General features: G+C 61.2%; 19 protein-coding genes. 13 read left to right on the plus strand and 6 right to left on the minus strand.

Features of this window, described 5'->3' with window-relative positions; all coding sequences use genetic code 11:
- The first annotated feature begins 46 nt into the window (after window positions 1-46).
- Window positions 47-742: a hypothetical protein gene (locus tag I7X13_RS12070; RefSeq protein WP_198069495.1), complete on the plus strand. Its 696-nt coding sequence runs from the start codon at window positions 47-49 to the stop codon at window positions 740-742.
- 10 nt (window positions 743-752) lie between these two features.
- Here I7X13_RS12070 and I7X13_RS12075 read toward each other — a convergent pair whose 3' ends face one another.
- The gene (locus I7X13_RS12075; protein WP_198075672.1) at window positions 753-2,387 is read right to left on the minus strand and encodes an ArnT family glycosyltransferase; all 1,635 of its coding nucleotides are present in this window, start codon (window positions 2,385-2,387) and stop codon (window positions 753-755) included.
- A gap of 181 nt (window positions 2,388-2,568) precedes the next feature.
- On the opposite strand from I7X13_RS12075, the gene I7X13_RS12080 reads away from it, so the two are divergent.
- Window positions 2,569-3,168 carry an alpha-ketoglutarate-dependent dioxygenase AlkB family protein gene (locus tag I7X13_RS12080; RefSeq protein ID WP_198075673.1) on the plus strand — a complete coding sequence of 200 codons (600 nt, stop codon included), beginning with the start codon at window positions 2,569-2,571 and terminating at the stop codon, window positions 3,166-3,168.
- 394 nt (window positions 3,169-3,562) lie between these two features.
- Here I7X13_RS12080 and I7X13_RS12085 read toward each other — a convergent pair whose 3' ends face one another.
- Window positions 3,563-6,352 (minus strand): TonB-dependent receptor, encoded by a 2,790-nt coding sequence (locus I7X13_RS12085; protein ID WP_198075674.1) that lies wholly within the window; start codon window positions 6,350-6,352, stop codon window positions 3,563-3,565.
- Window positions 6,353-6,929: 577 nt separating this feature from the next.
- Between I7X13_RS12085 and I7X13_RS12090 the strand changes: the two genes are divergently transcribed.
- Window positions 6,930-8,318 (plus strand): FAD-dependent oxidoreductase, encoded by a 1,389-nt coding sequence (locus tag I7X13_RS12090; RefSeq protein WP_198075675.1) that lies wholly within the window; start codon window positions 6,930-6,932, stop codon window positions 8,316-8,318.
- A 15-nt stretch (window positions 8,319-8,333) separates the two neighbouring features.
- Here the strand turns inward: I7X13_RS12090 and I7X13_RS12095 are convergent, their stop codons facing one another.
- Window positions 8,334-8,750 carry a hypothetical protein gene (locus I7X13_RS12095; RefSeq protein ID WP_198075676.1) on the minus strand — a complete coding sequence of 139 codons (417 nt, stop codon included), beginning with the start codon at window positions 8,748-8,750 and terminating at the stop codon, window positions 8,334-8,336.
- 203 nt (window positions 8,751-8,953) lie between these two features.
- Between I7X13_RS12095 and I7X13_RS12100 the strand changes: the two genes are divergently transcribed.
- Entirely contained in the window at window positions 8,954-9,670 is a 717-nt protein-coding gene (locus tag I7X13_RS12100; RefSeq protein ID WP_198075677.1) for a LytR/AlgR family response regulator transcription factor, read from the plus strand.
- Here I7X13_RS12100 and I7X13_RS12105 read toward each other — a convergent pair.
- The gene (locus tag I7X13_RS12105; protein ID WP_198075678.1) at window positions 9,667-10,293 is read right to left on the minus strand and encodes a 3'-5' exonuclease; all 627 of its coding nucleotides are present in this window, start codon (window positions 10,291-10,293) and stop codon (window positions 9,667-9,669) included. The two genes, I7X13_RS12100 and I7X13_RS12105, sit on opposite strands and share 4 nt — an antisense overlap.
- Before the next feature lie 470 nt (window positions 10,294-10,763).
- Here I7X13_RS12105 and I7X13_RS12110 point away from each other — a divergent pair, with 470 nt between their 5' ends.
- The 5 genes from I7X13_RS12110 to I7X13_RS12130 all read left to right on the plus strand — a co-directional run bounded on the left by I7X13_RS12110 (window position 10,764) and on the right by I7X13_RS12130 (window position 19,143).
- The gene (locus tag I7X13_RS12110; RefSeq protein ID WP_198075679.1) at window positions 10,764-11,522 is read left to right on the plus strand and encodes a hypothetical protein; all 759 of its coding nucleotides are present in this window, start codon (window positions 10,764-10,766) and stop codon (window positions 11,520-11,522) included.
- 64 nt (window positions 11,523-11,586) lie between these two features.
- Entirely contained in the window at window positions 11,587-14,361 is a 2,775-nt protein-coding gene (locus I7X13_RS12115) for a TonB-dependent receptor (protein WP_198075680.1), read from the plus strand.
- A gap of 6 nt (window positions 14,362-14,367) precedes the next feature.
- Window positions 14,368-15,495, plus strand: a complete 1,128-nt coding sequence (locus tag I7X13_RS12120) for a DUF4249 domain-containing protein (RefSeq protein WP_213019067.1) — start codon at window positions 14,368-14,370, stop codon at window positions 15,493-15,495.
- Window positions 15,496-15,554: 59 nt separating this feature from the next.
- Window positions 15,555-16,688 carry a DUF4249 domain-containing protein gene (locus tag I7X13_RS12125; protein ID WP_198075681.1) on the plus strand — a complete coding sequence of 378 codons (1,134 nt, stop codon included), beginning with the start codon at window positions 15,555-15,557 and terminating at the stop codon, window positions 16,686-16,688.
- 25 nt (window positions 16,689-16,713) lie between these two features.
- Complete coding sequence (locus I7X13_RS12130) at window positions 16,714-19,143, plus strand: MG2 domain-containing protein (protein ID WP_198075682.1); 2,430 nt, start codon at window positions 16,714-16,716, stop codon at window positions 19,141-19,143.
- A 14-nt stretch (window positions 19,144-19,157) separates the two neighbouring features.
- Here I7X13_RS12130 and I7X13_RS12135 read toward each other — a convergent pair whose 3' ends face one another.
- Window positions 19,158-19,898, minus strand: a complete 741-nt coding sequence (locus I7X13_RS12135; protein WP_198075683.1) for a DUF4197 domain-containing protein — start codon at window positions 19,896-19,898, stop codon at window positions 19,158-19,160.
- 179 nt (window positions 19,899-20,077) lie between these two features.
- Between I7X13_RS12135 and polA the strand changes: the two genes are divergently transcribed.
- Entirely contained in the window at window positions 20,078-22,966 is a 2,889-nt protein-coding gene (polA, locus tag I7X13_RS12140; RefSeq protein ID WP_198075684.1) for a DNA polymerase I, read from the plus strand.
- A 49-nt stretch (window positions 22,967-23,015) separates the two neighbouring features.
- Here the strand turns inward: polA and I7X13_RS12145 are convergent, their stop codons facing one another.
- Complete coding sequence (locus I7X13_RS12145) at window positions 23,016-23,585, minus strand: hypothetical protein (RefSeq protein WP_198075685.1); 570 nt, start codon at window positions 23,583-23,585, stop codon at window positions 23,016-23,018.
- A 124-nt stretch (window positions 23,586-23,709) separates the two neighbouring features.
- On the opposite strand from I7X13_RS12145, the gene I7X13_RS12150 reads away from it, so the two are divergent.
- From I7X13_RS12150 to I7X13_RS12160, 3 genes are all read left to right on the plus strand, one after another.
- On the plus strand, window positions 23,710-24,144 hold the full coding sequence (locus I7X13_RS12150; RefSeq protein WP_198075686.1) for a DoxX family protein: 435 nt from the start codon (window positions 23,710-23,712) through the stop codon (window positions 24,142-24,144).
- Window positions 24,145-24,234: 90 nt separating this feature from the next.
- The gene (locus I7X13_RS12155) at window positions 24,235-25,308 is read left to right on the plus strand and encodes a serine hydrolase domain-containing protein (RefSeq protein ID WP_198075687.1); all 1,074 of its coding nucleotides are present in this window, start codon (window positions 24,235-24,237) and stop codon (window positions 25,306-25,308) included.
- A gap of 60 nt (window positions 25,309-25,368) precedes the next feature.
- Window positions 25,369-25,851 carry a DinB family protein gene (locus I7X13_RS12160; protein ID WP_198069514.1) on the plus strand — a complete coding sequence of 161 codons (483 nt, stop codon included), beginning with the start codon at window positions 25,369-25,371 and terminating at the stop codon, window positions 25,849-25,851.
- Window positions 25,852-25,917 lie beyond the last annotated feature (66 nt).

Below are 25,917 nucleotides of genomic sequence, written 5' to 3' on the forward strand. Positions count from 1 at the left end.
CCTATTCATTCACGCATTCGCTCATTCACCCATTCACCCATTGAAAATGGAAGATTACGCCGCCAAGATGCTGCTCAAGACCGACGCGGCCCTGCGCGAGTACGTGACCGGCCATGTCCAGTACCGCGAAGCTGCCGTGCTCGCCGCCCTCGATGAGCTGCGCCGCCGGGGCCAGCCCGCCCCCGAGGAAGCCGCCCTGCGCCCTGCTCTCGAAGCTGGGGCCGCCGCCCAGCGCACCCTCGAAGAGGCCGCCGAAGCCGAGCGCCGCCGGGAACTTCCGGCTTCCGTTTCTGACGACGCTGAAGCCGACGAAAACACGCCCGCGCTGTATTCGCCGGTGACCATCGTGCTGTTCTCCATCCCGTTTACGCTGCTGGCGGGTGCCGTGCTGCTGGGCCTCAACCTGTGGCGGCTCGGCCGCAAGCGGGCGCTGCTCAGCCTGGCAGTTTTCATCGTGGCCTACCTGCTGGTTGGCATGCTGGCCCTGAGCTGGGCGCTGCCCCGCTATGGCCTGAGCCCGTGGTACGGGCCGCTGTTCAATCTGCCTGCTATTCTGGCCTATGTGCTGTGGTTCTGGCCGCGCTATGTGGGGCAGCCGGTGTACCGCAACCGCAGCTGGCTGCCGCCGCTGCTGGTGTGCTTTGCCCTGGCCTACGGAGCCCAGCGCTTTCAGTCCTACATGCTGCAGCAGCAGCCCAAAGAGGTACAGCAGGAATTTGAGCGCATGATGCCGAAGCAGTAGGCCCACTGGCCTACCACTGGTGCAGCACCGATAGCGCCGTAATGCCGAATGGCTTCACGGCATATATTTCGCCGCCCAGGGTTTCCGTATAAGGCTCAGCCCGTGTCCGATAAGCGCCGAGAAAATACAGCGTGGGGCCGGCTTCCACCCACTGCCCGGGTTGCCATACGCGGAAGCGCGCCCGGATTTCCGGCTTTATAATGGCCAGGTTGTTCTCGATGACGCCGTCGTTTTGGGCCATCACATTGAGCTGCGGAGCGGGGTCGTGCGCGGCTATCCATTCCAGCCCCTGCCGGTACGACAGGCCCCAATAGTCGCGCTCAAACAATCGTGCTGCCTGCTCGCCCGATAAAAAGGAAAAATAAACCTGTTCCTGCGGGTGCGCCTGCATTATGCGGCCAATGGTATAGGCCACCTCAAGGCTGGCCAGCGAGGCCGCGCCTATCGCAACCGGCCGTAGCCAGCGCAGCTGCCGCCCCTGCTGCCACAATGCCCAGGCGCCGCGCAATGCCACCAGCAGCAGGGCCGGATACACGAAATACAGATGCCGCCAGCCGTCGTAAATAACCGAATTCAGGGCGATGACCATGATGATGGGCAGGGCAAACCAACCCATAAACAATACATCCAGCCGCCCCTCGAATGTGCGCAGATAGTCGAGGGGCCGGCGCAGCAGCGCGTAGCCAATTGCCCCTGCGCCAAGCAAAAATGCCACGATGTAGGCAATGGGAGTGGTTATAATTATCCAGACCGGGGCGTAGTGCCAGGGCAGGGCCAGCGCCGATTCGAACGCGCCCATGTAAAGGACCAGACCGCCCCAACGGAAACGCTTCATGTTTTCGAGCGCGGTCAGGAAGTTGTCCAGCGGGGCTTCCCACAGGTAGGGCCACCCCGCAATAATTACGATTACCGTCACAATGCCAAAGAGGAGAAACGCTTTGGCAAATTGCAGGCGGCGCGTCCGGTCGGCGGAGCTAAATAGTATTTCCAATCCGACCATGCCCACGGTGAAAGCAACGAGTAGCACGCCCAGGATGCGGACATCGATGGCTGCTGCCGTGGCCACGCCGTGCACGGCTGCGCGGGCCAGCGAGGGCCGCTGCAGCAAGCGTACTAAGGTATAAGCCCCCAAAATGAAAAATGCCATAAAAACCACGTCCTTGCCGTTATAAAACGCTTCGGCAAAGAAGCGGGGAGACAGCACCAAAAGTGTGCTCAGGGCCAGGCCCAACCACCAGCTATTGAAGCGAATACGGCCAATTCGATACAGCGCCCAGGTGCCCGCCGCAAAAACAGCAAACACCGCAAAGTGCCGCATCAGGAAGTACGTACGCGAGTCGTCGATGCCAATAATCTGGTCGATAAAGGCAAGCGGCATTTCAAAGAATACCCCGTGGTCATTATCGAGGTAGCCATGGATATCAGGCGTATTGGCAAAGTGTTGGCCGGCCCACCCCGGCGCCACGAACCCGGCCACGTATTTTGCGCTCACCATGCCGTTGCTACGGTCGGCCGGCTCGTCCCACGATACTCCGTAGTCTTTGTAGCAGCACAGGCCCAGCACCAGCAGCAGGCCAAAGTAAAGTCGTACGTAGAATGAACCCCCTCGAGCGGTGAGAAAAGTGCGTAGATTAAAAGTGGACATGAAAAGACACCCTACTGTGGAAAGGAATTAGGAAGACACCAGTCAAAAATTCCTCAAATCTACCCTCCCAGCGCTTAGCTAGCTCCAAATCGGACAGATGCCTCAACTTTTCGGACTAAGGCTGGCCCCGTTTTGCGAAGCCCTGGCGAAACCATAGCCGTTCAAACTCCTCCCATTGGCCATGATTTTATCCGAGTTGCCCCTCCCCCAGGCCGAGCTGTTGTTCGACTCCACTTTTCTCCCGGCTGCTGAAGCGGAAGCCCTGCTCGCGCAGCTCACCGCCGAAGTGGCCTGGGAGCAGCGGTCGATTCGCATTTTCGGGCAGCAGATTCCGCAGCCGCGCCTCACCGCCTGGTACGGCGATGCCGAGGCCCGCTACACTTACTCGGGCCTGGCCTGGGAGCCGCGCCCCTGGCTGCCCGCTTTGCAAGGGCTACGCCAACGCCTCGAAACGGCCACCGGGGCCCGCTTTAACAGCGTGCTGCTGAACCTGTACCGCGACGGCCGCGACAGCATGGGCTGGCACGCCGACGATGAGCCCGAGCTGGGTCCCGCGCCCGTCATTGCCTCGCTCAGCCTGGGCGCCACGCGCCGCTTCCGCCTGCGCCCACACGCCGGGCTAGCCCACGCCCCGTTTGGCCTCGACCTGCCCAGTGGCAGCCTGCTGCTGATGCGCGGCCCCACCCAGCAGTACTGGCAGCACGCCCTGCCCAAAACGGCCCGGCCCATCGGCCCGCGCCTCAACCTCACCTTTCGGTGGGTGGCGGGGGCAGTTGGCTAATAGCGAATTCGGGGGTGGCCAAACAACCGCGGACAAAATCCGTCGCCGACCTCATACTCTCCCACCCGAAAAACCGGGGTCAGACTGACTTTTGCCCCACCAGCCAAGCCAGCAGCCGGAGGCTCGTCTACCACAAGTGGCGAATCGGGTACGGCGGCGGGTGCAAGCCGACGGGAAGTGGCGGAACGGGGCATAAGCAGGGCGAATAATAGCGGAGAGAAGCGCTGGTTACCTCAACCGTATTCAGCTACCTGAAGCTGCGGCATCCGGGCTTTTACAAGGAGCGTACCAGCCTGGCTGCCAAGCGCCACCGTAGCCGCAACCCGTTATCCGAGGCCAACAAAAAAGCCCCAACCAGAAACTGGTTGGGGCTTTACAGCAACGATGTTTTTCACTATTTGATGTCGAACAACAGCCCGAAGTAGCCGATGCGGCCATAGCTGGGCGCGCCGTACACCTGCAGGTTGGCCGTATCGAAAAGGTTGGTAACGCCGGCTTGCAGCGTAGTGTGCAGGCTCTTGAGGGTGTAGCCCAGCTGGGCATCCACGGTCTGGGCCGTGGGTACGGTGCCGGTGGCGAAGGTAGACTCGTAGAGGAAGCTGTCGACCCAGCGGTAGTTCAAGTTGTAGCTCAGGGCACGGTTCAGCAGCTGGCCGTCGAGGCCGAGGTTGAACTTGTTCTTCGGCGTGTTGAAAAACGACTGCGTGCCAGCTTTGAAGTCTTTCGTGATGAGGTCGTTGTAGCTGTAGTTGCCGTTCACGGTGAGACCCGGCGCGAAGGCGTAACTCAGCGTAATGCCGGCACCCTGGCTTTGCACGCGCTGGTCCACGTTGGCCGCAATCTGAATCACGCGCACGTTGCTGCCGGGCGCGTTGGTGGTTGCCAGCTCGGCCGGCGCAGGGCGGGTGCCATCGAGACGGCCCACAAAGTTCTGGGTGGCAATGAAGTTGTTGTACGTGCTGTAGAAGTAGTCTACGTCGATGTAGAACTTCTTAAACAGCTCGGCACGGTAGCCCACTTCGTAGCTGTTCACTTCTTCGAGGCGCAGCTTGTCGGCGTGGTAGAGGTTGGCGGCATCGGCCGGCGAAGCGCCCTTGAGCACGTTGAGCGTATAGCCGTCGAAGCCGCTGCGCACGTTGCCCAGCAGAAAGGCGCGGCCCACGTCGAGCCGGATGTACTGGTCGTTCTGCGTGGGAGCCCGGAAGGCCCGGCTGAAGCTGGCGCGGAAGTTCTGGAGCTTATCGGCCCCCAGCGAGTACACCACCGAAGCCCGGGGCGAAAACGCGGTGCCGAAGTTCTGAAACTGGTCGACGCGACCGGCGGCCGCCAGCTTCAGGTGGTCATCGAGCAGCGTTTTGGTGGCCTGGGCGTAGGCCCCGTATTCGTAGTTCTTAATGCGGTCGCCGCCCTTGGTATCCTCAAACAAGCTGCCATCGGAGCCAAGCAGGTACTGGCGGTAGGCCGCGCCCACGGTCAGGTTGGCAATGCTGTTGTTGAAGGTGTACTGCCCGCTGCCTTCGTTGAGCACGGAGCGAATGAACAAGCGCGCCCCCTGTCCCGGCGTCTGGTCGTGAATAATCTTGTTGCGGGCATCATTAAACGCCTGGGTACCGGGCTGCAGCAGCGGCGCGAGCTTGCCGGCTTCTTGGCGGGCTGTTTGGGCAGCCAGGTCGGCGTTTTGCCCATTGGTGGCGTAGGCCGTATTGTAGCGGGAGGCATAGGTGCCGATGTAGCGGGCACCGTAGCTCACGGGTTTGCCACTGGCATCTACTTGCAAAATGGGAGCGCCGCTGGCATCGTACCGGGCGTTGCCGTTGGCATCCACCGCAATGGCCTGCTGTGCTTGCAGAAAAGCCCCCAGAAAGCCCAGGTTATAGGAGCCGTCCTGTTGCGGGTCGCTCTTGCCCGAGAAGTCATGCGTGGTGAAACCGCGCACAAACCAATTGCGCCCTTCCAGCTGCACGCGGCCCTGGTGGGCCCCACCGTCCACGAACCGGTAGCGGCTGGCGCTCTGGTAAGACGTAGTCGCGTTGGTATATTTATAATCTACGGTAGCCTTAATGCTGTTGGTAATCAGCACTGCCAGGCTGGGCGCCACTTTGTAGGAATGCGTTTTTTTGTCGCCGGCCACCAGGTCGCTTTCGCTGAATCCGGGCAGAAACAGGGTTTTGTTGGCCAGCAACGGCCCGGCATAAACGGCACCGGGAGCGGTAGTTGGGGCGGCAGCGAACGTAGTGCCCACGTCGCCGTAGCGGCTCACCGCGTCGTAGCCCAGGTTGGAGCCGGCGGGGTTGTTGGCCGGCTCAATCAGGGCCGAAGTCGCGTCCATGTTGGTAGCCAGAAAATCGGTGGCCGTGGTGGCCCCGCCCGAGATTTTGAACGCCACCCGCTCGCCGATTTTGGTGGCGTAGCGCAGCTGGCCATCCAGCAGGTCGCGGTTGCCGCCGCGCAGGCGCACCGTCAGGCCGGGGTCTTTGAATGGGTCTTTCGAGTTGGTGAGCAGCACGCCGTTGAAGGCGTTGGCCCCGTAGAGGGCCGAGGCCGGGCCGTGCACAATCTCCACGCTGGCCACATCCAGCACCGGCGCGCCCAGCAGGTTGCCGAAGTAGCTGCTCAGGCTGGGCACCTGCGTATCCATATAGTCCGAGAGCTGAATGACCCGCTCCGAACGCGAGGAGTTGAAGCCACGCGTGCTGAAGCTGGTGGTGAGCATACTGGAACTGCTCACATCGATGCCCTTGAAACGGCCGAGGCCGGCCACCAAATCGGGGGTAGTAATCTGCTCCACCTGGCGCTGGTTGAGCTTTTCCACCGTCACCGGCACCTGGCCGATGCTTTCCTCCACGCGGGAGGCCGCCACCACCACCTGGTCGAGCACGGCACTGGGCCGCAGCGTTACCACCAGCGCATTGTCGGGCTGGGCCAGGGTGAGCACCTGAGTTTCGTAGCCCACAAACGAAATGGACAGCACCTGCGGGCCCTTAGAAAAATCCGCTTTTATTTGAAACTGGCCTTCCTCGTTGGTGCTGCCGCCGTTGTAGGTGCCTTTGAAGAAAATGGTGGCCCCGGGCAAGGGCATTCCGGCCTCCGTTTGCACAGTGCCGCTAATGGTTTGGGGAACCTGCGCCCAGCTGTTCAACGACAGCAACAGGCCCAGGATAAGAAAGAAGTAACGTTGTTGCATTATTCGGGAATATTTGAAAATAGTATGCAAACCTACTACTTTTTCCCGATACCGTGCATGACAACCGCTTATCTAATTACTCCAATAGTCGAGTTATTTATTCTGAATAATAATGTGTTAGTATCTAATATCAGGATGACCGGTCAGTTGCGGGTCACCTTCCTCGCCTACCAAGTAGCTTCCCACCTGCAACATGAGGCCGATGGGAGCCAATAGCGCTATTGGGGGCTGCGTGCGCCGCCACGCCGCCATGCTGGGCGCGTACCGGGCATCGGCCGAAAGCGGCCAGTGCCGCGACTCAGCCCTCGCCCGCAGCGTCCTACGACGCCACCGCATATACCCCACCCGCTTGTACCGAAATCGGAAATGTGTCATAGCCAAAGTTGTTTTAGTTCTAATTCGTCAAAGGTCTGGTAAACGTTGCCTGACCGGCGATTTTTACGACGAATTATAAATTTTAGCCGATGAATGCAATTGATAGCTCGTCGGCTTTTTGTGCCTGAATGGCTAAGCGCACGGACCGTAGTAGCTTCGCCGCTGCTTCCTGCCCACCCGTATTACAAGCACCACCCTCCTGATGGCCACCCCCGCCCCATTTTCCCCCGCCACCGAACGCCTCACCGTGATGGGGGCCGGGCTGGTGGGCTCCTTGTTGTCGTTGTATCTGGCCCGACGTGGCCATGTCGTGGATGTATTTGAGCGGCGGAGTGACCCGCGCCGGGCCGGCTTCCAGGAGGGGCGCTCCATCAACCTGGCGCTGTCGGACCGGGGCTGGAAGGCGCTGGGCGGCGTAGGCGTGGCCGACGACATTCGCCAGGTGGGAATTCCGATGAGCGGCCGCGTGATGCACGACGTGCACGGCAACCTCACCCGCCAGCCCTATGGGCACGACGGGCAGGCCATTTATTCCGTGAACCGGGGCCACCTCAACCGCCGCCTGCTCGACCTGGCCGAGGCCCAGCCCGGCGTGACGCTGCACTTCGGCCAGCAGTGCACCGGCATCGACCTCAGAACCAAAGAACTGCACCTGCGCGACACCGCCACCCAGCAGGAGCACCAAGCGCCTTACGCCCGTCTGTTTGGCACCGACGGCGCCTTTTCGGCCGTGCGCAGCACCTTGCAGCGCACCGACCGGTTCGATTACTCGCAGGACTTTCTCGACTACGGCTATAAGGAATTGACCATTGCTGCCGGCCCGGGCGGCGCGTGGCAGCTCGAGAAAAACGCCCTGCACATCTGGCCGCGCGGGCAGTACCTGATGATTGCGCTGCCCAACCTCGACGGCTCCTTCAACGCCACCCTATTTTTCCCCTTTGAAGGCCCCGAGAGCTTTGCCGCCCTGCAAACGCCGGCCGAGGTCACGGCCTTTTTCGACCGCGTATTTCCCGACGCCGTGCCGCTCATGCCGGCCCTGACGGAGGAGTTTTTTGCGCATCCCACAGGCTCGCTCGTCACCGTGAAGTGCTTCCCGTGGAAACACGGCGACGACGTGCTGCTGCTCGGCGATGCGGCGCACGCCATTGTGCCATTCTACGGCCAGGGCATGAACGCCGGCTTTGAGGACTGCACGGTGCTTAATTCCTTATTCGAGGCGCACGGTGATTCGGACTGGGCCAGCATTTTCGCCGAATTTCAAGCGCAGCGCAAGCCCAACAACGACGCTATGGCCGACCTGGCCCTCTACAACTTCGTGGAGATGCGCGACCGCGTGGCCGACCCCAATTTCCTGCTGCAAAAGAAAATTGAGGCAAAAATCTCAGCCCAGTTTCCGGGCCGGTGGGTACCGCTGTACTCGCAGGTTACTTTCTCCGACACGCCTTATGCCGAGGCCTGGGCCGCGGGCCAGCGCCAGGACGCCATTATGGCCCGCCTCATGCCCCGCATCAAGGCCGAGGCCGACTACGACTTGCCGGAAGTGCAGGCGCTGGTGCAGCAGGAAATGGCCACCCGCCACGAACCAGCCTGATTCAAGACCGGTTGATTAGCGCAGGGCCAGCTCGCTGCTGTCAAGTGGCAGCAGGGTATCGGTCTGGTGCTGGCACAGCACGGCGTAAGCACCGCGCTGGCTGGGGGCCAATACGCGCCGCACGGCCTGCCGGTATTGTTGAAGGGCTTCGGCGGTATCGGCGGCCGTCACGGCCAACGACAGCGCCTCAAATTTGGCCGTAGTATAGGCCTCCACGGCGTGCTGCTGGGCATTGTTGAGCACCAAGGCATCGGCCAAAAAACTGCTCACGCGCCGGGCTTCGTACAGTTGTCCCGAAAAGCTCGGGGTGGCCATTTCATTGCGAGCTTCGGCTTGCGCCGTGGTGAGCGGCTTGGGGTGGCCGGCGGCCCGGGCTCCCGCAACGCTCAGCCAACCCATCAACATCAATCCAAAAGTACGCGTCCAAATCATAACCAGAAAAGCTGAAGCAACTACTCGTGTAGCAGCTTTATTTATTGCATTTTATCTTTTTCAAAACTAAACAGCGCGTGTTTTGGTAGCTTATCCTTCCAGGCGATTGTCATGTTTTGCCCCCTGAGTGGTTACTTTATATCGGCGAATAATTTGACGCCTTGCTCCATTAACTGAATCCTGCTCTTTCTTTCTCCTATCCTATGATGACTTGCGCCATTATCGACGACGATGAAATCAACCGCCTTACGCTGGAGCATTACGTCGAGCTCACGCCCAACCTGAAGCTGGTGGCCTCGCTGGCCGACGGCATTGCCGGGCTCACGTTTTTCCGCGAAGGCAATAAAGTCGACGTCCTGTTTCTGGATATTGAAATGCCGCACCTCAGCGGCTTGGAGCTGCTGCGCGTGTTACCCGACCCGCCCGAAGTCATCATCACCACTGCCCGGCAGGATTTTGCCGTCGATGCCTTCGAGCTGCGCGTGACCGACTACCTGGTGAAACCGTTTGAATTTGCCCGCTTTACGCAGGCGGTGCAGCGGGTGGCTTCGCGCCGGGCTCCGGCGGCCGGCGCCGCCGCTCCCGCCGCCGATAGCCCCACCAGCGCCGACCTGTTTGTGAAAGTGAACAGCCGCATGGTGCGCATCAATTTCGATGACGTGCTGTATGTCGAAGCGTTGTCGGATTACGTCAACATCGTGACGCCCAAGCACAAGTACATCGTGTACACCACGCTCAAGGCACTGGAAAACCGGCTGGCCGCATTCCCGAATTTCATGCGAGTGCACCGCAGCTACCTGCTCAACACCCAGCACATCGAATCCATTGAGGACAACACGGCCAACCTGAGCGGTGGCCATTTTGTGCCCATTGGCAAGTCGTACCAGGAAGCCTTTTTCAAGGGTTTGCAGCGCATTTAAGCTTCTTCGGGCGCTTCGGGTATTCCGATGGCCGGCACCTGCTTGTACACCGGCAGCTCGTAGAACGGCCGGAGCAGGCGCACCACGTCGAGGGCATCGGCCAGGGCTTCGTGGGCTACTTCGCGCTCCAGCCCCGCCCGGGCCTTGCAAATGCTCATGCTGGGCAGGCGCGAGTCTTTGCGCCAGTTGAGGTAGAAGACGGCGGGGTCGAGCATGGCGGGCTCGGCCCGCACCAGGGTGCCCCAACCGGGCAACTCTTTGAGAAAGCATAGGTCGAACACGGCAATGTTTTTGCCGGCCATGGTCACGCTCACGCAATCGTGCTTATCGGGGCGGAAGCCGTGCCGCAGCAGGAATTCGCGCAGTTGCGGTAGCAGCTCGGCGGGCGTGCACAGCTCGGGGTTGGGCTCTTTCTGGGCCAATTCCTCAAACAGGCGGGCATTGAGGGCAATGGCCCCGGCCGTGCCTGCGTACTCGGGGTGGCGCACCACGCGGCGGAAGGCTGGCAGTTGGGCCAGCGGCAGCGGGTGGCGGGATTCTTCCACCACGGCGGCCAGCTCCAGAATCTGGTGACGGGCGGGGTTCGAGCCGGAAGTTTCGAGGTCGAGGGAAACGTAGCGCATGGGAGTGTGTACGGAAGTGGGCGGCCAGCTGGCCACGGCTTTGCAGAACGGGGTTAAAAGCATATTAAAAATACTGCGCTGCACCCGGGGGCTAAAAATTGAGCGGCTAGCCTGTCCACAATTTTCCTACTGGCAACTCGTTCTTATTCAGGCAAAACACATTTCGCGGACTTGAATCTTTGTCAATTAGCTTATTGCCAGAGAACTGGCCGACGGCTCAGCCTCTGCAAGTGCGCCTTCCTTTTTAGACTCCCTCGCCGCGCATTCATTATCTTCGGCTCTTAGGTTGATGCTGTGGTCGCTACCCCGATGAGCAGTTCAGCCAAGTTGCCTTTCCTCCATTCCTTTTTTGCGGCGTTGCGCCACCCCCTCTCTCCTTCGGCTACCCAGCGCAGGCGGAGCTGTGGCTAGGCTATGTGCCTTAGCCTCATCCCTGTGGCTCGGGCCGAGGCGCAACTTCTTTCCTGACTATGAAAACACGCTACATTTTACTGCTGGCACTCCTGAGTCTGCTGGGGCATAGCGCCCCGGCCCTGGGCCAGCAACGCCCGGCATCTGAGCCCCTGGCCGCCGCCGTGGAGGCTGCTACCGCCCGGTACAACAAGTCCTTCGTGGCGTCGCCGCAGCTCTACAACGGGCCGGAATACGTGGACTACTCCCTGCGCTACCACGCCCGCACGGGCCACCAGTTTTTTGCCACGACGGAAAAAATGCCCGGCAGCGTGTACTACAACGACCACTACTTCCCCAACCTGCGGCTGGCTTACGATGTGGTCTTGGAGCAGGTGATAATCACGCAGCCGACCAGCCCGCTGAACCTGCGGCTCATCAACGAGTACGTGCGTGAATTCACCATTGACAACCATCATTTTGTTCGAATTCAGGCAGATAGCAGCACAGGCCGGGTGCTGAGCACGGGTTATTACGAGCTGCTGGTGGACGACAGCCGCCTGCAGGTACTGGCCAAACGCGCGAAGAACCTACAGGAAGTGCCGGCTCAGGGCTTCCTCAACGTGGAGTATATCACAGCTGATAAATTCTACTTGAAAAAGGCGGGCGTTTATACTCCTATCAGCAGCAAGAGTGCGGTGTTGCGCGCCTTTGCCGACCACAGGAAAGAGGTGCAGCAGCACATCAAGGAAAAGCACCTGCGCTTCAGCAAAGCCGGTTTCGGCGCCTCCGTTACGGAGCTGGCGCTGTACTACGTGAGCCTGCTGCCGCAGCCCTAACGCGGCAGCCGTGGTCCCGCCCCTTACCCGATAGCCTTTCCGTTCCTTTTATCTTCTCGATTCGATGAAGCAAGCGTATACCTTCGTGCTGCTGTTGTTTTTTGGCCTGCTGGCACTGCCCGGCCACGGCCAGCAGCAACCGCCCAAACTGGTGAGCGGCGCGTTTAACCACACACCGTTTGGGCAGTTTGTGGGCCAGGTGGAGGCCCAGACGGGCCTGAAGTTCTACTTCGACCCGGCGGCTGTCGACAGCCTGTTTGTGACGGTGCAGGCCCAGAGCCAGCCCGTGGCCACGGTGCTGGAACAGGCACTGCAAAACACGAAATTCCACTTCACCACCGACAACGAGGGCCGCGTATTCGTGTACCAGGGCAAAGCCATTGAGCCGATGGTGATGGCCGACTTCCTCAGCCCGCAGCCGGTGGAAGCTTCGGATGTGGCCGCGCGCCCCGACAATGCCGACCTGCCGGCCACGCCCACCGGTCGCTCGCGCTACGTGAGCGCCGCCGAGTACAAGGTGTATGAGATTGGGAGCGGCGGCACGGGGCGGGCCACGCTGGCCGGCCACATCCGCGACCTGAAATCGGGCGAGCCGGTGATTGGCGCGTCCATCTACTCCGAATCGCCCAACGTGGGGGCCAGCACCGACCAGTTCGGGGCCTACTCCCTCACGCTGCCGGTGGGCCGCTACGACTTGAAAATACGGGGCGTGGGCATCAAGAACACCACCCGCAAGGTGGTGTTGCGCGGCAATGGCAAACTGGAGATTGAGACAGAGGAAGACATTGTGACCCTGAAGGAAGTGGTGATTGAGGCCGAAAAAGACAAGAACGTTTCGGGGATGCAGATGGGCCTCGAAAAGATTGACATCAAGACCATGAAGCAGGTGCCCACGGCCTTCGGCGAAACCGATTTGCTGCGGGTAGTGCTCACGCTGCCGGGTGTGAAATCGGTGGGCGAAGGCAGCACCGGCCTAAACGTGCGCGGCGGCGCTACCGACCAGAACCTGATTCTGTTCAACGACGCCACGCTGTACAATCCGTCGCACCTGTTCGGCTTTTTCTCAGCATTTAACCCCGACATTCTGCAGGGCGTGGAGCTGTACAAAAGTGCCATTCCGGCCAAATACGGCGGGCGGCTGTCGTCGGTGCTGGACATCACCACGCGCGAGGGCAACAAGAAGAAGCTAGCCGGCTCGGGCGGCATCGGGCCGCTCACGAGCCGCCTCACGTTGGAAGGGCCGCTGGTGAAGGACAAAAGTGCCTTCATCGTGAGCGGCCGCGCCAGCTATTCCGATTGGATTTTGAAGCAGCTGAACGACAAGAACTTTGCTAAAAGCTCGGCTGCGTTTTACGACCTTACCGCCTACGTCAGCCACGAGTTCAACGACAAAAACTCGATTTATGCCACGGCCTACATGAGCTCCGACCGGTTCCGGCTGGCCAGCGATACCACGTACCGCTACCTCAACCAAACAGCCAGCCTGAAGTGGCGGCACACCTTCAACAACAAGCTGTACGGCGTGTTGACCGGGGCCTACAGCCACTACGACTACAACGTGAGCAGCGACGGCAACAAGGTGAATGCCTACGAGTTGAAGTACAGCATTGACCAGCCGGCGCTGCGGGCCGATTTCAGCTTTTTCCCCAATTCGCGCCACACGGTGGACTTTGGCGTGAGCTCGCAGTTCTATCGCATTGCGCCGGGCAGCTTTACGCCACTGGGCGATAAGTCGCTGGTGACGCCCAACGTGCTGCCCCGCGAGCAGGGCCTGGAAAGCGCCATCTACGCTTCTGACCGGTTCGATATCACCACGCGCTTTTCGCTGAGCCTGGGGCTGCGCTACTCCCTGTACCAAGCCTTGGGGCCGCGCGATGTGTACCAGTACGCCCCCGGCGAGTCGCGCACCGAAAACACGCTGCTCGACACCCTGCACTATGCTTCGGGCAAAACCGTGGCCACCTACCACGGCCCGGAATACCGCGTGTCGGCGCGCTACTCGCTCAACGACCGGTCGTCGGTGAAGGCGGGCTACACGCGCACCCGCCAGTACATTCACCAGCTCACGAACACGGCCTCCGTGTCGCCCACCGACATTTGGAAGCTGAGCGACGGCAACGTGCGCCCCCAGATTGGCGACCAGTTTTCGGTGGGGTACTACCGCAACTTCAAGTCGAACACCATCGAGGCCTCCATCGAGACGTACTACAAGTCGCTGCGCGATTTTGTGGACTACAAGAGCGGGGCCACGCTGGTGCTCAACCCGCACATCGAAACCGACATCATCAATGCGCAGGGCAAAGCCTACGGCGTAGAGGTGTTTGTGAAGAAGCTGACCGGCAAGGTGAACGGCTGGGTGAGCTACACGTACTCGCGCTCGCTGGTGCGGGCCAATGCTGGCACGCCGGCCGATATGATTAACGGCGGAGCCTATTACCCGAGCAATTTCGACAAGCCGCACGATTTTACGATGGTGGGCAACTACCGCTTCAGCCGGCGCTTCAGCTCCTCGCTCAACTTTACGTACAGCACGGGCCGGCCCATCACCCTGCCCCTGGCCGAGTACTACGTGGGCAACTCGCTGCGCGTGTACTACTCGGACCGCAACGCCTACCGCGTGCCCGACTACTACCGCGTGGACCTGGCCCTGAACATCGAGGGTAACCACAAGGTGAAGAAGCTGGCCCACAGCTCCTGGACGGTGGGCGTGTATAACCTCACCGGCCGCCGCAACCCGTACTCTGTCTACTTCAAGGCGACGAACGGGCAGATTAAGGGGTATCAGCTGTCCATCTTCGGCCAGCCCATCCCGACGGTGACATACAACTTCAAATTCTAGCCCGCTATGCGTCCTGCTTTTCCTTTGGTGTGCCGAGGGCTGGCTTGGCTGCTGGTGTTGCTGCTGCCAGCCTGCGTCGACCCGTACTCGCCCGAGATTCTGGCCGCCAAGCGCAGCTACCTGGTGGTCGACGGTTTCATCAACAGCCAGGGCGTGACCACCATCAAGCTCTCGCGCACGTTTGCCATCACCTCGCTGCCCAAAGTGCCTAACGAAACCCGCGCCACGGTCTACATCGAAGACACGGCCGGGGCCCGCTTTCCCCTGGCCGAGGGTGCAACCGGGACGTACACCTCTGCCTACCTTATGCTCACCACGGGCCGCACCTACCGCCTGCGTATTGCCACGGCCGCTGGCGTGCTGTATGCCTCTGATTTTGTGCCCGTCAAAATCACGCCGCCCCTCGACGCGGTGGATTGGCGGGCTGAACCCACCGGCCTGGGCATTTACGTGAGTGCCCACGACGACACCAAAGCCACCCAATACTACCGCTGGGAATACGAGGAGACCTGGGAAATCATCCCACCGTTCAGCCCTTCCATTGAATTCGTAAACAATGCCATACGGCCCATTCGGGTGCTTTATCCGGCCCAGTGCTGGGGCAACGAGCGGGCCGCCGCCATTCAGCTGGCCAAAACCACGGCCTTGAGCAAGGACATTGTATCCGACCTTTTATTGCGCCGCCTGGCCCGCACCTCCGACCGGCTTTACCGCCGCTACAGCGTGCTGGTGCAGCAGCATGCCCTCACCAAGGAAGAATATGCCTACTGGGAACTGCTGCGCAAAAACACGGAAAGCCTGGGTACACTCTTCGACCCGCAGCCCAGCCAGCTCACCGGCAACGTGCACTGCCTGAGCAACGACGCAGAGCTGGCGTTCGGTTTTGTGGGCGCGCACTCGCTGGCCCAAAAACGCATTTTTATTGAACGCGGCCAACTGCCCTTCGACTGGCCGTTTGTGAGTGGCTACGAAGCCTGCGTGCCGCCCGATACGGCCAAAGGGAATTACATTCCGCTGCTGCGAACAGGCTTCGTAGTGCCCGTGAGTGAGGTCAGGGATGGCATCACCGTTGCGTCACTGGACTGCGTCGACTGCCGGCGACGGGGCTCTGCTAACCGGCCGGCATTCTGGTAGGGGCGGCCGAAACGCCTTACCGGCCACTTTTGCTTCCTACTTTCCTCTCCTTCTATACTATGACGCGCATTACTTCTCCTTTCTCCCGACTGCTGCTTTGGCTGCTGGCTTCGCTACTGGCGGGCTGCGTGGACCCGTACAAACCCGACGTGCTTTCCTCGCCCCGCAGCTATTTGGTGGTCGACGGCTTCATCAATACGCAGGGCGTGACGACCATCAAGCTCTCGCGCACCTTCGCCATTTCCTCTTTGCCCAAGGTGCCGGCCGAAACCCGCGCCACGGCCTACATTGAAGACGCCACCGGCGCCCGCTACAACCTGGTCGAAAGCCCGGTTGGCATCTACACCTCGGCCTACCTGAACCTGACGCCGGGCCGTGCCTACCGGTTGCGCATTGCTACGGTTGCTGGCGTGCTGTATGCCTCTGATTTCGTGCCGGCCAAAATCACGCCGCCCCTCGATGCGGTGGACTGGCGCCCCGAAAATGCTGGCATGGGCATTTACGTGAGTGCCCACGATGATGCCCGCGCCACCCAATACTACCGCTGGGAATACGAGGAAACCTGGGAAATTATTCCTTCCGTTAGGCCCGTACTGGAGTTTTACAACAATGCCATCATTCCCATTCGGGTGCCCTATCCCACGCTGTGCTGGGGCAATGAACGGGCGGTAGCCATTCAGCTGGCTAAAACCACGGCCCTGAACAAAGATGTCGTGTCGGATTTCCTGCTGCGCCGCCTGGCCCGCACCTCCGAGCGGCTGTTTCGCCGCTACAGCATCCTGGTGCAGCAGCACGCCCTCACCAAGGAGGAATACGCCTATTGGGAAGCGTTGCAGAAGAACACCGAGAGCCTGGGCACGCTCTTCGACCCGCAGCCCAGCCAGCTCACCGGCAACGTGCACTGCCTGAGCAACGACGCGGAGCTGGCCCTGGGCTTTGTGGGCGCGCACTCGCTGGCCCAGAAACGCATTTTCATCGAACGCGGCCAGCTGCCGCTCGACTGGCCGTACAACAACGGCTACGCCGGCTGCTTCCCGCCCGATACGCTGGACCCCAAAGTTCGGGTCATTCCGTTTTTCTCGTCGGGCTATTCCGTACCGGTCAGTCAGGTTCCGGGAACCTACCTCATCTCGTCGCCGGACTGCGTGGACTGCCGCCGCCGGGGCTCGGCCACACGCCCATCGTTCTGGTAATCCATTTGTTTTTGCGACTTTGTTTATGATTAACACTTTCATCGCATCCTGCCAACGGCGCTCTCCGGCTTTTGCCAGCCTGTTTGTGGCGGGCCTGCTGGGCCTGGCCGGCGCGGCTCCGGCCTGGGGCCAGGCCGATACGCTGGCCAGCCTGCCGCGCCAGCTGGCGCGCTATGAAAAGGCTCGGATTCAGGAAAAACTCTTCCTGCACCTGGACCGGCCCGTATATCTCAGCGGCGAAACCATGTGGTTTAAAGTGTACGCTGTGGACGGCACCTACTCGCGCCCTCTCACGCTGAGCAGCGTGGCTTACGTGGAAGTGCTTGATGCGAAAAACCATCCCGTGCTGCAGGGGAAAATTGCGCTGAAGAATGCCGTGGGGCAGGGTTCCTTCGTGGTGCCGGCCTCGGTGGCCTCGGGCAGCTACACGGTGCGGGCCTACACAAGCTGGATGAAAAACTTCGCGCCCGAAGCCTACTTCCACAGCCCGGTAACGGTGCTGAACACCTTTGTGGCGTCGGGGGCGGCCCGCCCGGCCAAGGACTCGGTGGCTTTTGAAGCGCAGTTTTTTCCGGAAGGCGGCAACCTGGTGCAGGGCCTGCGCAGCAAAGTGGCCGTGCAAGTAACCAACCCGGCCGGCCACGGCGTGGCCGCCACCGGCAAAGTGCTGAACCAGAAAGGGGCCGTGGTGGCCACCTTCAGCACCCTGCGGCTGGGCATGGGCAACTTTCTGTTCACGCCGTCTTCGGCCCAAGACACCTACACGGCGGTGCTCACGCTGGGGCCGGGCCAAACCATCAGCCGGCCGCTGCCCCGCGTTTTCGCCCAGGGCTACGTCATGCACCTGGAGCGCAGCGGCTCGAACCAGCTTACTCTGACCGTTGATGCCACGCAACGGCCGACCGAAACCCTGTTTCTGCTGGCGCACTCCCGGCAGCAAACGGCGCTGGCCACCCGCATGCAGCTGGTGAATGGCCACGCTATCTATGTTTTCCGCCCCGACCAGCTGCTCGGAGGCGTGTCGCACTTCACTGTGTTCAACGAAGCGCAGCAGCCCGTGGCCGAGCGGCTGTATTTTCAGCGCCCCACGCCGGGCCTGACCCTCATGGCCCAGGCCGACAAGCCCCAGTATGGCCCGCGTGACAAAGTGCAGGTACAGCTGGCACTGGGCGGGCTGGCCCCCACGGCCAACGCCAGCCTCTCGATGGCCGTGTACCGCCTCGACTCGCTCGCGGCCACGCCGGCCCAGTCCATCGACCGGTATCTGGGCCTGACGTCGGAGCTGAAGGGCACCGTGGAAAATCCAGACTATTATTTCACCGCCAACGACCCTGAAGCCGCCGATAACCTGATGCTTACCCAGGGCTGGAGCCGGTTCCGGTGGGAAGACGTGCTGGCCCAGTCGCTGCCGGCGCCCAAGTTCCTACCCGAGCCCAACGGCCCCGTGGTGCAGGCCCGCCTCACGCGGGCGGGCACTACCACGCCGCGCCCGGGCGTGACGACCTATTTGTCGTCGCCGAGCCGCATCATCCGGCTGACCAATGCCGTGAGCAACGAGGAAGGCCTGGTGCAGTTTGAGATGCATCATTTCGATGGCCCGCAGGACCTGGTGGTGCAAACCGACCCGCAACAGGACAGCACCTGCCATATTCAGCTGATTGAGCCGTTCTCGACGCGCTTCCGCAGTGGGGGGCCGGGCCTGACGTATGGCCTCACGCCCCGCTTCCAGCCCGACTACGAGAAGCGGCACCTGCAGGCACAGGTACAGAACCTCTACTTTGGTAAGTACCGCAGCCGGTATGTCCGGGAGCGGGTCGACAGTCTGGCATTCTATGGCAAGCCCGACGAAACCTACCTACTGGACAAATACACCCGCTTTAAGGTGTTGGAAGAGGTGCTGCGCGAATACGTGCCCGGCGTGGTGGTCCGGATTCGGAAGGACGGCTTCCACTTTCTGGTGGCCGACAAGGTGAACAAAACCCTGCTCGAAGAAAACCCCATGGTGCTGCTTGATGGGGTGCCCGTGTTCAACATCAACAAGATAATGGCCATGCCGGCCATCAAGATTCGGAAGCTGGAAGTTGTTGACAGCCGGTACTTTCAGGGCTTGGCCGTGTACAACGGCGTGGTTAGCTTCAGCACCTACAAGGGCGACCTGGAAGGCTTCCAGCTCGACCCGCGCGTGCTAGTGGAGCGTTACGAAGGCGTGCAGCGCCAGCGCGAGTTCTACGCCCCGCGCTACGACACGCCCGCTGCCGCCCAAAGCCGCCTGCCCGACCTGCGCAACCTCCTCTACTGGAATCCGAATATCACCGCAACCGGCACCCAGCCCCAGACGCTGAGCTTCTTCACCGGCGACCAGGCCGGCCGCTACCTGGTAGTGATGCAGGGCCTGACTGCTGATGGACAGCCGGCCAGTCAGCAAATGGTGCTAGAAGTTAAGCCGGCGCTGTAATTTCCTGACCAGCCTTAGCCGCCAAACACCTTCTTCAGCAGCTCAGTAGTGCGGGCTACGGGATTCTGGCGAATGTTGGCCTCCTCCTGCGCAATGAGCGTGAACAGGCCGTCGATGGCCTTGCCGGTGGCGTATTGGTTGAGGTCGGTTTGCACGGGCTGCACCAGCGGTAGCTTGTTGTAGGTGCTGCTCAGGCTGGTGTAGTAGCGCGTGGCGCCCACCTTGTCCAGGCTTTGCTGAATGATGGGCTGAAACGCGGTGGTGAGCTGGCCCGTGGTGGTGCGCTTGAGGTACTGCGTAGCCGCGTCTTTCTGGCCGCTCAGAATGTTCCACACGTCCGTGAAGGTGAGGTTTTTAATTGCGTTTAGAAAAATGGGCTTAGCGCTTTTGGCCGCGTCTTCGGCACCCCGGTTCAGGCTCAGCTCGAAGGCATCGACCTGGCTGCCCAGCCCGATGGCCCGCAGCCGGGTGGCCACTTTCTGGGCATCGGGCGGAAACGGGATGCGAATGAGCGAGTTCAGGTTGAAGCCGTCCGTCTGCGAGGCCTGGTCGGCCCCCTTGCTGATGCCCTGAATGAGGGCTTCCTTGAGGCCGTTGGCGGCTTCGGTGTTGCTCACGCCGCCGGGCGCGGCCGCGGCACCGGCTTTGCCAATGGCCGGTATTTTGACGTTGCCGATTTTGGGCAATGTAAACTGCGCCGAAGCCGACAGTGAAACGGTTAGCAGCGCCAGTAAGTTGATAGCGAAAGACTTCATAGCGGATAGGAAATGACGTGAGCAGAAATTAACTATTGAATGGGTTCCGGCAAACCTAGCCGCTACCGCCCTGCTATTCGTAACGTTATCGACCACCGGGCCACCTCTCCCGACCGGCTGCCGGCATTCGTCAGCCGGACCGTGCGGCCCCGCCAAGCCCGCTCCGTACCTTCGCCTCTATGTCCGACACCGCCCCCGCCGCCCCCAAGAAGCTCTTCCTGCTCGACGCGTTTGCCCTCATCTACCGCTCGCACTTCGCCTTTAGCAAAAACCCGCGCATCAACTCCAAAGGCATGAACACGGGCGCCGTGCTCGGCTTCACCAACACGCTGGTGGAAGTGCTGCAAAAGGAAAAGCCCACCCACATTGGCGTGTGCTTCGATGCGGCCAAGAAAACCTTCCGCCACGAGCAGTTTGCCGAGTACAAGGCCCAGCGCCAGGCCATGCCCGAGGACATCGGCATCGCGCTGCCCTACATCAAGAAGATTATCCAGGGCTTCCACATCCCCATTCTGATGATGGACGGCTTCGAGGCCGATGACGTGATTGGCACGCTGGCGCAAAAGGCCGAAAAGGAAGGCTTCGAGGTGTTTATGATGACGCCCGACAAGGACTACTGCCAGCTGGTGACGGAGCACATTAAAATCTACCGTCCCGCCTTCATGGGCAACGCGGCCGAAATTCTGGATGTGCCGCACGTGCTGGCTCGCTTCGAGATTGAGCGCGTGGAGCAGGTGATTGACATTCTGGGCCTGCAGGGCGACGCCTCCGACAACATTCCCGGCATTCCCGGCATCGGCGAGAAGACGGCCAAGGCGCTGGTGAAGCAGTTCGGCTCGGTGGAAAACCTGATTGCCAACTCCGACCAGCTCAAGGGCAAGCAGCAGGAAAATGTGCGCACCTTCGCCGAGCAGGGCCTGATGAGCAAGGAGCTGGCCACCATCCACGTGAACGTGCCCATCGACTTCGAGCCCGAAAAGCTGGTGCTCGATGCCCCCGACGAGGCCACCCTGCGCGCACTGTTCGACGAGCTGGAATTCCGGCAGCTGTCGGCGCGTATTCTGAGCGGCGGGCCCGAGCGCACGCCGGCCGCCGTGGCCGCACCCGGCTCCAAGCCCGTGCGCCGGCCCAAGCTGGTGCCCGGCGGGCAGGCCTCGCTGTTTGGCAATCCCGGCGACGAGGCAGTGGCCATTGGGGCCGAAGAGGGCGAAACTGCCGGCTACGGCGCCCCCGCCGGCCCGCGCAAGCGCCTCGAAGACGTGCCCTACAACTACCACCTGATGGACACGCCCGAGCTGCGGAAGTCGCTGCTATCATTCCTGTTACAACAGAACGAGGTCAGCTTCGATACTGAAACCACCGGGCTGGATACCATGACGGCGCGGCTGGTGGGCCTGAGCTTCAGCTGGCTGCCGGGCGAGGCCTACTACGTACCCGTGCCGGCCGACGACCAGGCCGCCACGCAGGCCATTGTGGACGAGTTCTGCCCGTTTTTCGAGTCGAAAACCATTCTGAAAATCGGCCAGAACATCAAGTACGACCTCACCATCCTCAAGCACTACAACGTCAACATCTCGGGGCCGCTGTTCGACACCATGCTGGCCCATTACCTCATCGAGCCCGACATGCGCCACAACATGGACGTGCTGGCCGAAACCTACCTCCACTACACGCCGGTAAGCATTATTGAGCTCATCGGCCCCAAGGGCAAAAAGCAGCTGACCATGGCCGACCTGCCCCCGGCCGCCGTGAAAGACTACGCCTGCGAAGACGCCGACGTGACCCTGCAGCTCAAGCACGTCTTCGAGCCCATGCTGAAAGACCTGGGCCTGCTGGGCTTGCTCAACGACGTGGAAAACCCGCTGGTGCCGGTGCTGGCCGACATTGAATACGAGGGCGTGAAGATTGACAGTGTGGCCATGGGCGAATACTCAGCCGAGCTGCAAGGCTACGTGAGCGAGTTGGAAACCCAGATTTTCCGCGAGGCCGGGCAGGAGTTTAACATCGGCTCGCCCAAGCAATTGGGCGAGGTGCTGTTCGACAAGATGGACATCGGCAAGGGCAAAATCAAGAAAACCAAAACCGGCCAGTACGCCACCGGCGAGGAAGTGCTGAGCCAGCTCGCCGCCGAAAATCCCATTGCCGCGCTCATCCTCGAGTACCGGCAGCTCACCAAGCTGCGCAGCACCTACGTGGAAGCCCTTCCCCAGCTGGTGAGCGTGGTGGACGGCCGCGTGCACACCAACTTCAACCAGGCCGTGGCCGCCACCGGCCGCCTCAGCAGCACCAACCCCAACCTGCAGAACATTCCCATTCGCACGGAGCGGGGCCGCGAAATCCGCAAAGCCTTCGTGCCGCGCGACGACCAGCACGTACTGCTCGCCGCTGACTACTCGCAGGTGGAGCTGCGCATCATGGCCGACTTCTCGGGCGACAAGACCATGATTGAAGCCTTCCGCCTGGGCCAGGACGTGCACACCAGCACGGCCAGCAAGGTGTTCAAAGTGCCCATGGAAGCCGTGGATTCGGAGATGCGCCGCAAGGCCAAAACCGTCAACTTCGGCATCATCTACGGCATTTCGGCCTTCGGGCTGGCCCAGCGCATCGGCATTGGCCGTAAGGAGGCGACGGACATTATCGAGACGTACTTCCAGGAATTCCCGTCGGTGAAGGCATTTATGGACGACAGCATCAACCGGGCCCGCGAGCTGGAATACGCCGAAACGCTGCTCAAGCGCCGCCGCTACCTGCGCGACATCAATTCGCGCAACGCCACGCTGCGCGGCTACACCGAGCGCAACGCCATCAACGCCCCCATCCAGGGCACGGCCGCTGACATCATCAAAATGGCCATGATTAACATCCACCACTGGCTGCGCGAGGAGAAGCTGGGCACCAAGATGATACTGCAGGTGCACGACGAATTGGTGTTCGACGCCGTGCAGGAAGAAGTGGAATACATCACGCCCAAAATCAAGGAGCTGATGACCACGGCCCTGCTGCTGCCCCACGGCGTGCCGCTGGAAGTGGAGGTGGGCTCCGGGCGCAACTGGCTGCAGGCACACTAGAATAGTCTCGTGTGATGTGTAGAGACGCGACACTTCGCGTTTCTACACATCACCGGTTATACAGCACATCAAACCGCCCGCTGCCGACCTGCACCGAGCCAGTCTCGCTCAGGTTGCTTAGCTGCCCTTCGAAGGTGCCAGCCACAATGTTCTGCACTGTGTCGAGCCGGGTAATGGTGATGGTAGCCGTGCCAGGCTGGCTCTGGTACTGCAGGCCCTGGCGGCTGTTGGCGAAGTAGAGTTTAGTACCTGCCTCGCCACCGGTAGCACCGGGGCCGCCGGCCGTGGCGCGGTACACGCCCGGCCCGGTCAGCGCTTCCAGTTGAAGGATAAACGACTCATTACGGCCGCCATCGGTGCGCACGGCCGTTAGCAGCAGCTGGCGGTGGCCGTTGGCGACATAGGAACTGGCCTCCACTTTGTTATCGGCGCAGCCATAGATGCCACAACGCTGTCCGGCGGGTATCCACGTATTGCCGTCGAGGCTAAAGCCCAAGGTTTCGGCTCCGGTGGTGGTGGACGGCGGCAGCGCGGTTTGTGGGTCAACATTGGCCTTCTGGCAGCTGGACAGGCCAGCCAAAGCCAGCATGGCAACACCGGCAAGAATTGAGTATTTCATAGCGACAGCATTGGGTGGGCACCGCGGCATTATACGGTCGGTACGTTGCCAACGCCGTGCCAGCATCATGCACCCGAACTGCTGGCCAGCCGTATAGCCCTTACACTTCACTTTCCCGAAAGCCATGCGCCACGCCCCTCACACCACCACGCTCCAAAACGTAACCCGCGGCCTGCTGGGCACATTCATGCTGGTGGCCGGCACCAGTCACCTCACCTTTGAACGGCAGGAGTTTCAGGCCCAAGTGCCCGATTTTGTACCGGAAGACAAGGACACCGTGGTGCTGCAATCGGGCGTGGTTGAAATCGCGCTGGGGCTGGCGTTGCTGCTGCTAAAAGGTAAAAACCGGGTGCGAATGGGTATTGGGCTGGCGGCGTTTTATGCGGCCGTGTTTCCGGGCAATGTGCATCAGTACACCCACCGCATCTCGGCCTTCGGCCTCGATACCGATGCCAAGCGGCTGGCCCGGCTGTTTTTCCAGCCTGTATTGATGGGCGCGGCCCTGTATTCCACCGGAGCTTTGACGGCATTAACCCAGCAGAAGACGCGCCGGAAATAGGCTCCGGCCGGGCGATGCAGGCTACATGCCGCCTACTTTAGGTTTTCCGCCGACCTTTGAGCCGCGCGCTACTGCGCCGCTTTATTGGTTATGAAATTTTCTTTCCTGCTACTGCTGGCGCTACTGGTCAGCACGGTTTCCCGCGCTCAGCCGGCCCCATCAGCGGCCACAATCCGGACCTTAATGCGCAAGGCCAACGTGCCGGGCATGCAGCTGGTGTACACCCACGGCGGCAAGACGCATGCTTACGCGCTGGGCCAGCGCACCGCCGGCCAGCCAGCCGCCGTGGATGCCACTACCACCTTCGAAGCTGCTTCGCTGGGTAAAGCGGTGCTGGCCTATGTCACGCTGCGCCTGCTTGACCGGGGCGTGCTCGACCTCGATAAGCCGCTGCTAACTTATGCCCCGTACCCCCGCTTACAAGGCGCGGCCAATGCTTATAAAATCACGGCCCGCATGGTGCTGGGCCACACCACCGGCCTGCCCAACTGGGCCACCAACCCACTCGGGGCAGACTGGCCCACCACTCCGCTGCGCCTGAAATACGCGCCCGACAGTTGCTGGAACTACTCGGGCGAGGGCTACGTGTTCCTGCAAAAAACCTTGGAGCACCTCACCGGCAAGTCGTTCGAAACGCTGGCGCGGGAGGAAGTTTTCCGGCCGCTACGCATGCAGCACAGCAGCTTTGTGTGGCAGGAGAAGCGGGCGGCTAACATTGCTTCGGGCCATGATGGCCAGGGCAAGCCGGTGCCCATTACACACTTCTCGTCGGCCTACGGGGCGTTTAGTCTGCTCAGCACGGGGGCCGACTACAGCCGGTTTTTGCAGGCAGTGATGACGGGCCATGGCCTGAAACCCGCTACGGCTCAGCTGCTCCGCACGCCCGCCAACAGTGCCCAACGCTGCGGCCAGCCCACCACGGCCACCGACGCGTTCATCGCCTGGGCCTGCGGCGTAGGCCTGGCCACCACCAGCCGGGGCCTGGCCCAGTGGCAATGGGGCGACAACGGTAATTTCAAAGGCTTCTATATGACGCTGCCCGCCGAAAAAGCAACACTGGTGTTTCTCACCAATAGCTCCAACGGCCCCAAAATAGTGGATGAACTGCTGCGGCTATTTTTCGGGCCGGGCGAGTACCGGGCCACGCAGTGGCTGGCCGAGTAGAATGAGCCGCTGACAGCACTGGCGAGACAACCGATTTATAAAGAAGCTAGTACGACACTTATGGATAGACCCGACCAAAAAGGCCTGTTGGCCGAACTAACCAGCCTCCTCACGAAGGGCAACGCCCACGCCACCCTTGAAGACGCCTGCGCTGGCCTCACGCCCAAAATCTGGAACCAGCGCGTGCCAGACGTGCCCTACACCATCTGGCAATTGGTGGAGCACATTCGCATTGCGCAGTGGGATATTGTAGAATTCTGCATCGAACCCGAACACGAGTCGCCGGAATGGCCTGCCGGCTACTGGCCCGCCTCGGATGCCGACGCCGATGAAGAACAATGGCAGGAAACCCTGGACCATATCCGACAGGACCGACAGCGGATGCTTCACCTGCTGCACGCGCCCGGCACCGACTTGCTGGCCCCAATCCCGCACGGCACCGGCCAGACCATTCTGCGCGAAGCCATGCTCATTGCCGACCACAATGCCTACCACACCGGCGAAATCATCTTGGTGCGCCGCCTGCTGAAAGCTTGGAAATAACCGCTTTTAGCCCAACGCAAAAGCGCCCGGCACGTCAGACGTACCGGGCGCTTTTGCGTTGGGCTA

The sequence above is a fragment of the Hymenobacter negativus genome, assembly GCF_016056375.1.
GTDB lineage: Bacteria > Bacteroidota > Bacteroidia > Cytophagales > Hymenobacteraceae > Hymenobacter > Hymenobacter negativus_A.